The organism is Citreicoccus inhibens (genome assembly GCF_019039035.1).
GTDB lineage: Bacteria > Myxococcota > Myxococcia > Myxococcales > Myxococcaceae > Citreicoccus > Citreicoccus inhibens.
Genome location: NZ_JAHNZT010000068.1, coordinates 1 through 14,790, shown reverse-complemented (window position 1 = coordinate 14,790; position 14,790 = coordinate 1). Strand labels below are relative to the sequence as shown.

Here is a 14,790-nt window from a genome sequence, read left to right as displayed (position 1 = left end):
GGAAGGAGACGGCATTGCGGTGTGCAATGGCGACACCCTTCGGGCGGCCGGTGCTGCCGGAGGTGTAGATGAGGTAGGCGAGGTTGTCCGGGAGGGCGGCAGGGGGCAGCGGCGACTCCGGGAGGAGTTTCAGCTCGGAGTCGGAGTCGAGGCAGACGGGGGTGGCGGAGTGAGGAGGGAGCGCCGCGAGCAGGTGTGAGTGGGCGACGAGAGCGGGGCCCTGAGCGTCCTCCAACAACCAGGCGAGGCGCTCCTTGGGGTAGGTGGGGTCGAGGGGGACGTAAGCGGCGCCAGCCTTGAGGATGCCGAGGACGCCGATGAGCATGTCGGCGGAGCGCTCGACGCAGAGGCCGATGCGGGACTCGGGGCCCGCGCCGAGGGAGTGGAGCCGGTGGGCGAGCTGGTTGGAGCGAGAGTCGAGCTGGCGGTAGGTGAGTGAAGCCTCGGGGCTGATGACGGCGAGGGCGTCGGGCGTGCGTGCCGCCTGGGCTTCGAAGAGGGAGTGGAGCAGCGAGTCGTGCGGGTAGTCGGCCTGCGTCTGGTTCCAGTCGACGAGGAGCTGCTGCCGCTCGTGCTGGGGCAGCAGCGGGAGCTGGGTGAGCTGCGAGTCGGGCTGAGCGACGATGCCGTCGAGGAGGATGCGCAGGTGCTCGCCCATTCGAGCGATGGTGCGCTGCTCGAAGAGGTCGGTGCTGTACTCGAATGAGCCTTGCAGGCCCTGCTCGGTTTCGACGAACGCGACACTGAGATCGAACTTCGAGCTTCGGGTCTCGAACTCAACAGGCTTGAGGGAGAGGCCCGGGAGCTGGAGGGCACGCGAAGGCACGTTCTGGAGCGCGAGGAGGGACTGGAAGAGAGGCGCGTGGCTGAGGCTGCGGGCAGGCTGGAGCGCTTCGACGAGCTTCTCGAAGGGGACGTCCTGGTGCTCGTAGGCGGCGAGGACGGACTCGCGGGTCTGCTGGAGCAACTGGCGGAAGGTCTGGGCCTCCGACAGCTGCGCGCGCAGGACGAGGGTGTTGACGAAGAAGCCGATGAGGCCCTCGGTCTCAGCGCGAGTGCGGCCCGCGATGGGGGAGCCGACGGAGACGTCGAGCTGGCCTGAGTAGCGGGAGAGGAGGGACTGCCAGGAGGCGAGGAGGACCATGAAGAGCGAGCCGCCTTCATGGAGAGCGAGAGCCTTGAGGGAGTCGGAGAGGGACTTGGGAAGAGAGAAGGCGAGTGTGGCGCCGGTGGTGCCCTGGACGGCGGGGCGGGGCTTGTCGGTAGGCAGCTCGAGGAGCGGCGGGGCTCCGGCGAGGTGACGCTTCCAGAAGTCGACCTGACGCTGGAGGACGTCACCCTGGAGCCAGCCACGCTGCCACGCCGCGAAGTCCGCGTACTGCACGGACAGCTCCGGGAGCGGAGAGGCAGCGCCTTGCGCGAACGCGGCATAGAGCGCGCCGAGTTCACGGAGCAGCACGCCCAGCGACCATCCGTCCGAGACGATGTGGTGCATCGTGACGACGAGGAGGTGCTCGGTGTCGCGCAGCTTGAGCAGCAACGCGCGGAGCAGCGGGCCCTGCTGGAGGTGGAAGGGCTTCTGGATCTCCTCGGCGATGTGCCGGCGTGCCTGGGCCTCGCGCTCGGAGTCCGGTGTCGTCGAGAGGTCCTGGATGACGAGCGGGATCGAGAGCGTGGGTGCGATGCGCTGGACCGGCTGTCCTTCGTGCTCGACGAAGGTGGTGCGCAGGGACTCGTGGCGGCGCACGACTTCCGCGAGCGCCCGCGACAGGACGTCGAGATCGAGCGCGCCTTCGAGGCGGACGGGGACGGGGATGTTGTAGAGCGCGGTTCCGGACTCGAGCTGATCAATCAGCCAGAGGCGCTGCTGGGCGAAAGAGAGCGGGAGCGCCGTGTCTCGCGCGGTGGGAACGAGGGCCGGCACGGGCGACGACGGGCGGAGGGAGTCGACGCGGAGCGCGAGCGCGGCGAGCGTCGCGTCCTCGAAGAGCGCGCGCAGCGGGAGTTCGACGCGGAACTCGGAGCGGATGCGCGAGACGACCTGCGTAGCGAGGAGTGAATGCCCGCCCAGCTCGAAGAAGCTGTCATCGAGACCTACGCGCGGCTGGCGCAGAACATCGGCCCAGATGGCGGCGAGCGCCGTCTCGGTGGGCGACGCGGGCTGACGGAAGACGCGCGACGAGGACGGCGCGTCGGGCTCGGGGAGCGCCTTGCGATCGACCTTGCCGTTGGAGTTGAGCGGCAGCGCCTCCATGAAGACGAAGATGGAGGGCACCATGTACTCGGGCAACCCTTGTCGCAGGTGCGACTTGAGGGCGTCCAGGTTCGGCGTGAAGCCGGCCTTGAGGACGAGATAGGCCACGAGCCGTTTGTCCGCGCCGTCACCCTTCGCGACGACGACGGTGTCCTTGACGGAGGGAGAGGCGCGCAGTGCGGCCTCGACTTCGCCGAGTTCGATGCGGAAGCCGCGGACCTTCACCTGGAAGTCGATGCGACCGAGGTACTCGAGGCGGCCGTCGTGGAGGAAACGGACGCGGTCGCCGGTGCGGTACATGCGACTGCCGGGAGGGCCGAAGGGGACGGGGATGAAGCGCTCTGCGGTGAGCTCCGGGCGGAGGAGGTAGCCACGAGCCTGGCCATCGCCAGAGAGGAAGAGCTCGCCAGCGACGCCGATGGGAGTGGGCTGGAGAGAGGAGTCGAGGACGTAGGCGCGGGTGTTGGAGAGAGGGCGGCCGATGAGAGGAGTCTCGTCGCGAGAGACGAGGGAGAAGGTGGAGTAGGTGGTGTCCTCGGAGGGGCCGTAGAGGTTGAAGAGCTTGGAGACGAAGGGGAGAGCGTAGACGGCCTGCGAGAGGGCGAAAGGCAGGGCTTCGCCAGCGAGGTTGACGACGCGGACGGAGGAGGGGACAGCGCCAAGGCGGAGCAACTGGGCCATGGCGGAGGGGACGGTGTTGAGGAGAGTGACGCGGGAGGCGTCCTTCAACTCAGGGAGCTGAAGGGCGTTGCGGGCGACGATGACGGAGGCGCCGCAAGAGAGGGGAGCGAAGAGCTCGAAGACGGAGAGGTCGAAGTTGAGGGAGGTGGAGGCGAGGGTGCCCTGCAACTCGGAGGGAGAGAAGGTGGAGAGGGCCCAGTGGAGGAAGGAGACGGCATTGCGGTGTGCAATGGCGACACCCTTCGGGCGGCCGGTGCTGCCGGAGGTGTAGATGAGGTAGGCGAGGTTGTCCGGGAGGGCGGCAGGGGGCAGCGGCGACTCCGGGAGGAGCTTCAGCTCGGAGTCGGAGTCGAGGCAGACGGGGGTGGCGGAGTGAGGAGGGAGCGCCGCGAGCAGGTGTGAGTGGGCGACGAGGGCGGGGCCCTGAGCGTCCTCCAACAACCAGGCGAGGCGCTCCTTGGGGTAGGTGGGGTCGAGGGGGACGTAAGCGGCGCCAGCCTTGAGGATGCCGAGGACGCCGATGAGCATGTCGGCGGAGCGCTCGACGCAGAGGCCGATGCGGGACTCGGGGCCCGCGCCGAGGGAGCGGAGCCGGTGGGCGAGCTGGTTGGAGCGCGCGTCGAGCTGGCGGTAGGTGAGAGAGGCCTCGGGGCTGATGACGGCGAGGGCGTCTGGAGTGAGGGCGGCCTGCTGCTGGAAGAGGGAGTGGAGCAGCGAGTCGTGCGGGTAGTCGGCTTGCGTCTGGTTCCACGCCACGAGGAGTTGGTGGCGCTCGTAGTGGGGCAGCAGCGGGAGCTGGGTGAGCTGCGAGTCGGGCTGAGCGACGATGCCGTCGAGGAGGATGCGCAGGTGCTCGCCCATTCGAGCGATGGTGCGCTGCTCGAAGAGGTCGGTGCTGTACTCCAGCGTTCCGACCAAGCCGCGCGGCGACTCCTGGAGCGCCAGCGTGAGGTCGAATTTCGCGGAGTACCCGTCGAGCGGCAGCGGCTGGAACGAGAGCCCCGGCATGCGCAGCGACTCGGCGGGCGCGTTCTGCAACGCGAACATGACCTGGAACAGCGGGCTGCGGCTCAGGTCTCGCGCGGGCTGAAGGATCTCGACGAGCTTCTCGAACGGGACGTGCTGGTGATCATAGGCCGAGAGCGTGGTGGTCCGAACCTGCGCGAGCAGCTCGCGGAAGGTCATCTCGGGCGTCATCCGCGCACGCAGGACGAGCGTGTTGACGAAGAAGCCGATGAGGCCCTCCGTCTCCGCGTGCGTGCGGCCGGCGATGGGCGAGCCCACCGAGATGTCATCCTGCGCGGCGTAGCGTGAGAGCAGGACCTGGAACGCGGCCAACAACACCATGAAGGGCGTGGCGCCCTCGCGCTGGGCCAGGGCCTTGAGGGACTCGGTCAGCTCCGAGGAGAACGTGAGCGAGACATCGCCGCCACGGTGCGACTGCACGGGTGGGCGGGCCTTGTCGGTGGGCAGCTCCAGCGCGGGCGGCGCACCCGAGAGCTGCTGCCGCCAGTATCCGAGCTGGGCCTCCAGGGCCTCACCCTGGAGCCACTGGCGCTGCCAGGACGCGAAGTCCGCGTACTGCACGGGCAGCGGCGCGAGTCGAGGCTCGATGCCGGTGCTGAACGCCGCGTACAGAGACGCCAGCTCCTGCACGAGCACGCCCATGGACCAGCCGTCGGAGACGATGTGGTGCATCGTCACGAGCAACAGATGCTCTTGCGTGTCCAGCCGCACGAGTGATGTGCGCAAGAGCGGACCGTGGGTGAGGTCGAACGGACGACGCGCCTCGCTCGCGACCATCGCGCGTGCCTGAGCCTCGCGCTGCTCCGCGGGCACGGACGACAGGTCGGTGATGGGGAGTGGCCAGGCGCGCGCGGCGTGGATCCGCTGCGCGGGCTGACCGCCCTGCTCGGTGAACGTGGTGCGCAGGGCCTCGTGTCGTACGACGAGGGCCTCGAAGGCGCGACGCAGGGCCTCGACGTCCAGGGTGCCACGCAGGCGCAGGCCGGCGGGCAGGTTGTAGGACGCGCTGCCGGGCTCGAGCTGATCCAACAGCCACAGGCGCTGCTGCGCGAACGACAGCGGCATGGTCTCCGCGCGCGGGACCGGGACGAGCGGCGGCGCCTGCACGCGCGTGTTCCGGTCTCCATTGAGGCGAGCGGCGAGCGCGGCCACCGTGGGGGCTTCGAAGAGGGCTCGCAGCGGCAGCTCGGCGCGGAAGGCCGCGCGCACGCGCGAGACGAGCTGCGTGGCCAGGAGCGAGTGGCCACCCAGGGCGAAGAAGTCGTCGTGGACACCCACGCGCTCCAGACGCAAGACCTGCGCGAAGAGCGCGGCGAGCTTCTCCTCGGAGGGCGTGCTGGGCGCGACGTAGGTGGACGCGGGCTGGCTGACGTCCGGCGCGGGGAGCGCCTTGCGGTCCAACTTGCCGTTGGTGTTGAGGGGCAGCGCCTCCAGCGTGACGAACGCCGAGGGCACCATGTACTCGGGCAGGTGGTCCTTGAGGTGGGCGCGCAGCGTGGCCGTATCCACGGTCTGGCCATCCTCGGCCACCACGTAGGCGACGAGGCGCTTGTCTCCGGGCACGTCCTCGCGGGCGAGCACCACGGCCTCATGCACGGCGGGGTGCGTGAGCAGCGTGGCCTCGACCTCGCCCAACTCGATGCGGAAGCCGCGCACCTTCACCTGGAAGTCGATGCGGCCCTGGTACTCCAGCGTGCCGTCGGTGCGCCAGCGGACGCGGTCTCCCGTGCGGTACATGCGGGCGCCCGGCGTCGGGGTGAAGGCGTCCGGCATGAAGCGATCCGCCGTCAGGTCGGGCCGTCCCAGGTAGCCGCGGGCGAGGCCCTCGCCTCCGATGAACAGCTCTCCGGCCACGCCCACGGGCACGGGCTGGAAGTGCGCATCCAACACGTAGGCCCGGACGTTGGGCAGCGGCCGTCCGATGGTGGGCACGTCCGAGGAGTCGAACGCGCACGCGGTCGCATCGACGGTGCACTCGGTGGGGCCGTAGACGTTGAACACGCGCATGCGCGTGTTCGCTCCGAGGTGGCGCCACGTGGTGGTGTCCACCGCCTCGCCGCCCACGAGGACGCGGCGCGGGATGTTCGTCTGCTCCAGCAGCCCTTCATCCACCAGCAGGCGCAGGTGCGCCGGCGAGCAGTCCAGCACGTCCAGCGCGTCCTTCCCGATGCGCCGCACGAGCTCACGCACGTCGCCGCGCGCCTCCTCTGGAACGATGCACAGGGCGTGGCCGTCGAGCACCTGGATGAGCTGCTTGACGGACGCGTCGAACGACAGCGGCGCGTTGACGCTCACGCGCTCCGCGACGCGGGCCTCGGCGTGAACGGTGCGGGCCAGCGCCAGACGCAGGTTCAGCACCGAGCGGTGCTGGATCATCACGCCCTTGGGGCGACCCGTGCTGCCCGACGTGTAGATGACGTATGCGAGGTTCTCCGGTGCGACGGGAACCGCGGGCACATGGGTCGGTCGCCCGGTGTACGTGTCGTCGTCATCCAGGCAGACGTCCTGGGCCGCGTGCGGCGGCAGCGCGGCGACGAGCCGGCGCTGGGTGAGGACCACGGGCGTGCCGGTGTCCTGAAGGACGTGGGCCAGCCACTCCTTCGGGTAGCTGGGGTCGATGGGCACGTAGCCACCGCCGGCCTTGAGCGTGCCGAGGATGCCCACGAGCGCCTCCACCGAGCGCTCCACGCAGAGCACCACGCGCACGTCGGGGCCGACGCCCAGCTCGCGCAGGCGGTGCGCGAGCTGATTGGCCTTCGCATCCAGCTCGCGGAAGCTGAGGCGGTCCTCGCGGCACAGCACCGCGAGCGCATCGGGCGTGCGCGCGGCCTGCTCGGCGAACGCGTGGTGGATGAGGGTGTCACGCGGGTAGTCGGCGCGCGTGTTGTTCCAATCGCCCAGGAGCTGACGCCGCTCGGGCGCGGTGAGCAGGGGCAGCGAGGACAGCGAGGCATCGGGCCGCGCCACGATGGCCTCGAGCAGGACGTTCAGGTGTCCGGCCATCCGTTGCAGCGTGGCTGGGTCGAACAGGTCGGTGTTGTACTCGAACGTGCCGGCGAAGCCGTCCCGCGTCTCCTGGAGCGCGAGCGTGAGGTCGAACTTCGAGGTCTGCGACTCCTGGGTGAGGGCCTGGAACGAGAGCCCCGGCATGCGCAGGGCCTCGGTGGGCGTGTTCTGGAGCGTGAACATCACCTGGAAGAGCGCGCTGCGGCTGAGGTCGCGAACGGGCTGGAGCACCTCGACGAGGCGCTCGAAGGGCAGGTGCTGGTGCTCGTACGCGGACAGCGTGGTGGTGCGCACCTGCCCGAGCAACTCCCGGAAGGACTCGTGCGGACGCACCTGGGCGCGCAGCACCAGCGTGTTGACGAAGAAGCCGATGAGGCCCTCCGTCTCTCCGTGCGTGCGGCCGGCGATGGGCGTGCCGACGCTGATGTCATCCTGGCCGGAGTAGCGCGCGAGCTGGAGGTGGAAGGCCGCCAACAGCAGCATGAACGGCGTGGCGCCCTCGCGCTGCGCCAAGGCCTTGAGGGACTCGGACAGGGCGAGCGGCAGTTGCACGGAGACGGCCGCGCCGCGGTGCGTCTGCACGGGCGGACGGGGGCGGTCCGTGGGCAGCTCGAGGACGGAAGGCGCGCCGGAGAGCTGCTGCTTCCAGTACGCGAGCTGCGTGTCGAGCGCCTCGCCCTGGAGCCACTGACGCTGCCACGCGGCGAAGTCCGCGTACTGCACCGCCATCGGCGTCCACTGGGGTTCGGCGCCTCGCGTGAACGCCGCGTAGGCCGCGGCGAGCTCGCGGACGAGCACGCCCATGGACCAGCCGTCGGAGACGATGTGGTGCATCGTCACGAGCAGCAGGTGCTCCTGGGGCGCCAGGCGCACGAGGGCCGTGCGCAGGAGCGGACCCGCCGCGAGGTTGAACGACGTCTGGGCTTCACGCGTGGCGTGGCGCAGGGCCTCGGCCTCGCGCTCGGACTCAGGGAGCGCGGACAGGTCCGTGACGGACAGTGCCCATGTGCCCGCGGGATGGATGACCTGGGTGGGCTCGCCCTCCTGCTCCACGAAGGTGGTGCGCAGCGACTCGTGACGGTGGACGAGGGCCTCGAAGGCGCGGCGCAGGGCCTCGACCTCGACGGAGCCCGTCAGCCGCAGCGCGCTGGGGATGTTGTACGAGGCATCGCCCGGGGTGAGCTGATCCAACAGCCACAGGCGCTGCTGCGCGAAGGACAGCGGCAGGGCGCCGTCGCGCGGCACGGCGCGCAGGGGCGGAGCCTGGACGCGGCTGCCCGGCGCCGCGTCCAGCTTCAGCGCGAGCGTGGCGACAGTCGGGGCCTCGAAGAGGACGCGCAGCGCCATCTCCACGGCGAAGACGGAGCGCACGCGCGACACGAGCTGCGTGGCCAGGAGGGAGTGGCCGCCGAGCGCGAAGAAGTCGTCGTGGATGCCCACGCGCTCCACGCGGAGCACCTCGGCGAAGACCGCGGCGAGCTTCTCCTCGGTGAGCGTGCGCGGCGCGACATAGGCGGACGCGGTCAGCGAGGCGTCCGGCGCGGGCAGCGCCTTGCGGTCGAGCTTGCCGTTGGCGGTGACGGGCAGCGCCTCCAAGACGACGAAGGCGGACGGCACCATGTACTCGGGCAGCTGCTGCTGGAGGTGCGCGCGCAGCGCCTCCACCTCGAGCGTCTGGTTCGCGCGCGGAGCCACGTAGGCGACGAGGCGCTTGTCACCGGGCACGTCCTCGCGGGCGAGCACGACCGTCTCATGCACCGACGGGTGCGAGAGCAGCGTGGCCTCAATCTCTCCCAGTTCGATGCGGAACCCGCGCACCTTCACCTGGAAGTCGAGGCGCTGGAGGTAATCGAGTTGGCCGTCCGTGCGCCAACGCACCTGGTCGCCCGTGCGGTAGAGGCGAGCGCCCGGCGCGGAGGCGAACGGGTGCGGCACGAAGCGCTCCGCGGTGAGCGCGGGCTGACCGAGGTAGCCCCAAGCGAGTCCCTCGCTGTCGAGGAACAGCTCGCCGGGGACGCCCACGGGAACGAGGTGCAGGTTCGCGTCGAGGACGTACGCGCGCGTGTTGGCGATGGGCCGGCCGATGGGCGGACGTCCGCCCTCGGAGGCGCCCGCGGCGACAGGCGTGGCCGTCGCGACGACGGTGCTCTCGGTGGGGCCGTAGTGGTTGTAGAGCGTGGTGGAGACGGAGGCGGGCGGCGCGTGGTGGAGCGCGTCTCCACCCGTCAGCAGGGCCCGCAGCGCGATGCTGGCGGGCCACGGCTCGCGCAGCACGGCCTCAGCCATCGGCGTGGGCATGAAGCTCACGGTGATGGCCTCGTTGGCGATCCACCCCAGGAGCTGGGCCGGGTCGGCGCGCACGGACTCGGGGGGCACGCGGAGGCTGCCGCCCGAGGCGAGCGGGGGCCAGATCTCCCATGTCGAGGCGTCGAACGCGACGCCGGCCGTGAGCGCGGTGCGGTCCTCGGCGCCCAGCGCGTAGCTGCGCTGGTGCCACGACACCAGGTTCATCAGGCCGCGGTGGTGCACGGCCACGCCCTTGGGGCGGCCCGTGCTGCCCGACGTGTAGATGACGTAGGCGAGGTCCTCGGCGCCCACGACGTCACGCATGCGCGGCGCGGCGGGCAGCTCCGCGTCCACGCGCACGACACGCGCGGCGAGCGGCGGCACGTTGGCCAGCAGGTGTTCCTGGGTGAGCAGCACCGTGGCGCCGCTGTCCTCGACCATGAAGGCCAGTCGCTCCGGCGGAGACGACGGCGCGATGGGCACGTAGGCGCCCCCCGCCTTGAGGATGGCGAGCAGGCCGGTGATCAGCTCCACGGAGCGCTCGGCGCAGATGGCCACGCGCGCGCCACGGGTGACGCCCAACTCGCGCAGGTGGGCCGCGAGGCGGTTGGAAGCCTCGTCGAGCTCGGCGTACGTGAGGGACTTGGCCCCCGCGTGGATGGCCTGCGCCTGGGGCGCCCGGCGCGCCTGCTCCGCGACGACCTGATGGATGGCGACGTTCGAGGCGAAGTCGACGCGGGTGTCATTCCACGCCACGAGGAGCTGCTCGCGCTCGGACGCGGTCAGCAGGGGCAGCTCGGCCACGGACGTGTCGGGCTGCTGGACGATGGCCTCGAGCAACACGCCCAGGTGGCCCGCCATGCGCTGCACGGTCGAGGCGTCGAAGAGCTGGGTGCTGTACTCGATGTTGCCCGTGAAGCCGCGCGGCGACTCATCCAGCGACAGGGTGAGGTCGAACTTGGCGGAGTTGCCCTCCAGCGGAAACGCCTGGAAGGACACGCCCTGCACGCGCAGCGCCTCGGCGGGCGCGTTCTGGAGGACGAAGACGACCTGGAACAGCGGGCTGCGGCTCAGGTCGCGGACGGGCTGGAGCACCTCGACGAGCTTCTCGAACGGGAGGTGCTGGTGCTCGTGCGCGGCGAGCGACGTGGTGCGCACCTGCGCGAGCAGCTCGCGGAACGAGGCCCGCGGCTTCACGCGCGCGCGCAGGACGAGCGTGTTGACGAAGAAGCCGATGAGGCCCTCGGCCTCCTCGTGGGTACGGCCGGCGATGGGCGATCCGACGTTGACGTCGTCCTGTCCGGAGTAGCGCGCCATGAGCAACTGGAACGCGGCCAGCAGCAGCATGAACGGCGTGGCGCCCTCGCGCTGCGCCAGGGCCTTGAGGGACTCGGCGAGCGCGGGAGGCACCTGCACGGGGACTGTCGCGCCTCGGTGCGACTGAACGGGCGGGCGCGGTCGGTCCGTGGGCAGCTCCAGCGCGGACGGCGCGCCGGAGAGCTGCTGCTTCCAGTAGGTGAGCTGAGCGTCGAGCGCCTCGCCCTGGAGCCACTCGCGCTGCCAGGCGGCGAAGTCCGCGTACTGCACGGGCAGCGCGGGGAGCCGAGGCTCACGGCCGGCGCTGAAGGCGGAGTAGCTGGCCGCGAGGTCGCGCACGAGCACGCCCATGGACCAACCATCGGAGACGATGTGGTGCATCGTCACGACGAGGACGTGAGACTCGTCCGCGAGCCGCAGCAGCACGGTGCGCAGCAGCGGGCCGTTCACGAGGTCGAACGGGCGGCGGGCCTCATCGAGCACGCGCTGCCGCGCCTGGTCCTCGCGCTCCGACTCGGGACGCGAGCGCAGGTCCACCAGGTTCAGCTCCCATCGCGAGGGCGAGTGGATGCGCTGGAACGGCTGCCCCTGCTCCTCGGCGAAGGTGGTGCGCAGCGCCTCGTGCCGCAGCACGAGGAACTCGAACGCGCGGCGCAGGGCCTCGGCGTCCACCGGGCCCAAGAGGCGCAGCGCGACGGGGAGGTTGTAGGACGCATCCCCAGGCGAGAGCTGATCCAGGAACCACAGACGCTGCTGCGCGAAGGACAGCCGCGGCGGTCCGTCGTGGACGGCCTTCTTGAGCGGCGGGCGGCTGGCGCCAGCCTTGGCGACCTGGAGGCGCTCGGCGATGGCGGCGACGGTGGGCGCCTCGAAGAGCGCGCGCAGCGGCAGCTCCACGCCGAAGGTGGCGCGGATGCGAGCCACGAGCTGGGTGGCCAGGAGCGAGTGGCCTCCCAGCTCGAAGAAGTTCTCGCGGCGGCCGACGACGGGCACCCGGAGGATCTCCCGCCACTGCTCGGCGAGCTGCTCCTCCAGCGGAGTCGAGGGCGCTTCGTAGGGCTGCGAGGAGCGCAGCTGGGACGCCTCGGGCGCGGGCAGGGCGCGGCGGTCCACCTTGCCGTTGGACGTGAGCGGGAGGACTTCCAGGGCCACGTAGGCCGCGGGCACCATGTACTCCGGCAATGAGCGGCGCAGGTGCTCCCTGAGGGCGATGACGTCCACGCCGGTGGTGCTGCTCGTGACGACGTAGGCCACCAGGCGCTTGTCGCCGGGGCTGTCCTCGCGCGCGACCACCACCGCGTCCCGCACGGTGGGGGCGGTGCGAAGCGCGGACTCAATCTCACCCAGCTCGATGCGGAAGCCGCGCACCTTCACCTGCGCGTCCACGCGACCCACGAAGTCGAGCGTGCCGTCCTCGCGCCAGCGCACCACGTCGCCGGTGCGGTACAGGCGCGCGCCCGTCTCGCCGGAGAACATGTCCGGCACGAAGCGCTCGGCCGTGAGGGCCGGGCGGCCGGCGTAGCCACGCGCCACGCCCACGCCACCCACGTACAGCTCGCCACGCACGCCCACGGGCACGGGTTGGCCGCGCGTGTCGAGCACGTACGCGCGCACGTTCGCCAGCGGCCGGCCGATGGAGGGCACGCGACCGTCCGGCACGGACTCGCCCAGCGTGGCCACCACCGTGGCCTCCGTGGGGCCATACGAGTTGATGAGTCGCCGCCCCGGTGCCCAGCGCGCCACCACGTCCGCGGGGAGGGCCTCGCCGCCGGAGATGACGGTGCGCAGCGCGGGCAGGTCGTCCGCGGGCGTGGCCGCGAGCGCGGCCGGGGTGAGGCTGATGACGGAGAGGTTCTCCGCGCGCAGCAGCGCGGGCAGCGGCGCGCCCGGCATGAGCTTGTCCAGCGGCGCCAGCACCAGCGAGGCCCCGTTGCACAGCGTGGTGAAGATCTCCTCCACCGAGAGGTCGAAGCTGAGGCTCGCGAACTGGAGGACGCGGCTGCCGGGCGCGATGCCGTAGACCGTCGCCTCGTGGGTGACGAGGTTGGCGACGGCGCGGTGCTCCACCGCCGTGCCCTTCGGCGTGCCCGTGCTGCCCGACGTGTACAGCAGATAGGCCATGTGGCCGGAGGTGACGCCCGTCGTCGGCGCCTCGGTGGGCTCCGTCGCGAGCGACTCGCGCTCCTGGTCCAGGAAGAGGGCCTTCGCGTGGAACGCTTCAGGGAAGCGCTCGCGCAGCGAAGACTGCGTCACCAACGCCGCGGCGCCGCTGTCCTCCAGCATGAAGGTCAGGCGCTCGCGAGGCAGCAGCGGATCCAACGGCACCCAGGCGCCGCCGGACTTGAGGATGCCGAGCAGGCCAATGACGATGTCGAGCGAGCGCTCCACGCTCAGGGCCACGCGCACCTCGGGCCCCACGCCGCGGCGCCGCAGGGCGTGCGCGAGTTGGTTGGCCCGCGCGTCCAGCTGCGCGTAGGTGAGGTGCTGTCCCTCGTAGGTGGCGGCCAGGGCTTCCGGTGCGCGGCGCACCTGGGCCTCGAAGAGCGAGTGCACGCAGGTGTCGGGGAACGGCGCGCGCGTGGCGTTCCAGTCCACCAGGACCTGTCGGCGCTCCGCCAGGGAGAGCATGGTCACGGCGGACAGGCGCCGCTCCGGGGCCGCCATCAGCGCGGAGATGAGTTCACGCAGGTGGCCCATCATGCGCTCGACGGTGGCCGCGTCGAACAGGCCCGCGTCGTATTCCAGCTCGCCCACGAAGCCGCGGGGCGCGTGGCTCAAGGTCAACGTCAGGTCGAACTTGGCGACGTTGCTCAGCCGCGTCACCGGGCGCAGCGTCAGGCCCGGCACGGACAGCTCCGCGGGCGGCATGTTCTGCAGGATGAACATCACCTGGAACAGCGGCGCCTGGCGCAGGTCGCGCATGGGCTGGAGCTTCTCGTAGGGTACGTGCTGGTGCGCGAACGTGGCCAGCGTGCTCGTGCGCACGCGATGCAGCAGCTCGCGCACGGTGGGGTCGCCATCCAGGCGCGTGCGCAGCACCACCGTGTTGGTGAAGAAGCCGACGAGTCCCTCCAGGTCCGGGTGGTCACGGCCCGCGATGGGCGTGCCGACGCAGATGTCCTCCTGCCCCGAGTAGCGCGCCATCAGGAGCTGGAAGCTGCCCAGCAGGAACATGAAGGGCGTGATGCCCTCGCGGCGGCAGAATGCCTCCACGGCCTTCGACAGCTCGGTCGAGAACTCGACGAAGACGTGCTCGCCCGCGGGGTGGTCGCGCTGCGTGCGAGGCCGATCGGTAGGCAGCTCCAGCGCGGTGGGCGCGCCCTTGAGGTGCTCGCGCCACCACGACAGCTGGCTTTCGAGTTCCCCGCCGTCCAGCCACTTGCGCTGGTTGACGGCGTGGTCCGCGTACTGGATGGGCAGGGCCGCGAGCGGCGAGGGCTGTCCCATCGCGTACGCCTGATACAGCCGCGCCACCTCACGGACGATGACTCCGTGGGACCAGCCGTCCGAGACGATGTGGTGGATGTTGAGGAGCAGCAGGTGCTCCTGCGGGCCGAGGACGACCAGCGTCGTGCGCAGCAACGGACCCGTGGCGAGGGAGAAGGGCTGCTGGGCCTCGGTCTCCGAGATGCGCTCCACCCGTGCATCGCGCTCGGCCTGCGGGAGGCTCCGCAGGTCGATGAGCTCCATGGGCAGGGGCGTTGGCGGAGTGATGATCTGAACGGCTCCGTCCACGTCCTCACGGAACGTGGTCCGCAGGGCCTCGTGGCGATGCACCAGGGTCTCGATGCTCCGGCGCAGGGCCTCGACATCCAGCGCGCCACTCATTCGCAGCGCGATGGGCAGGTTGTACGCGGCGCTGCCCGGCGCGAGCTGATCCAGCAGCCACAGGCGCTGCTGCGAGTAGGACGCGAGCAGCTTCTGGTTGCGATCCGCGAGCGGGATGCCGGCCTTCGTCGGCGCGCCCGAGGTCGCGCGCTGGGCCGCGACCTTCTGGAGGAACTCCGCGCGCTTCTCGGGCGAGAGGCTGTTGATGCGCCGGGTCAGCTCCTCCGCCGTGGCGGGCTTCTCCTTGGCGACAGGCGTCTTGGCTTCGATGCGACGGGCCAGGGCCTCGACGGTGGGCGTCTCGAAGAAGGCCTGGAGGGGCAGCTCGACGGCGAAGGCCGTGCGGACGCGAGACATGACCTGGGTGGCGAGGAGGGAGTGGCCACCGAGTT

General features: G+C 70.9%; 1 protein-coding gene. It reads right to left on the bottom strand.

The window, feature by feature from the left end:
• The coding region (locus tag KRR26_RS35395; RefSeq protein ID WP_217082043.1) for a non-ribosomal peptide synthase/polyketide synthase at positions 1–14,790 on the bottom strand (14,790 nt) is incomplete at both ends.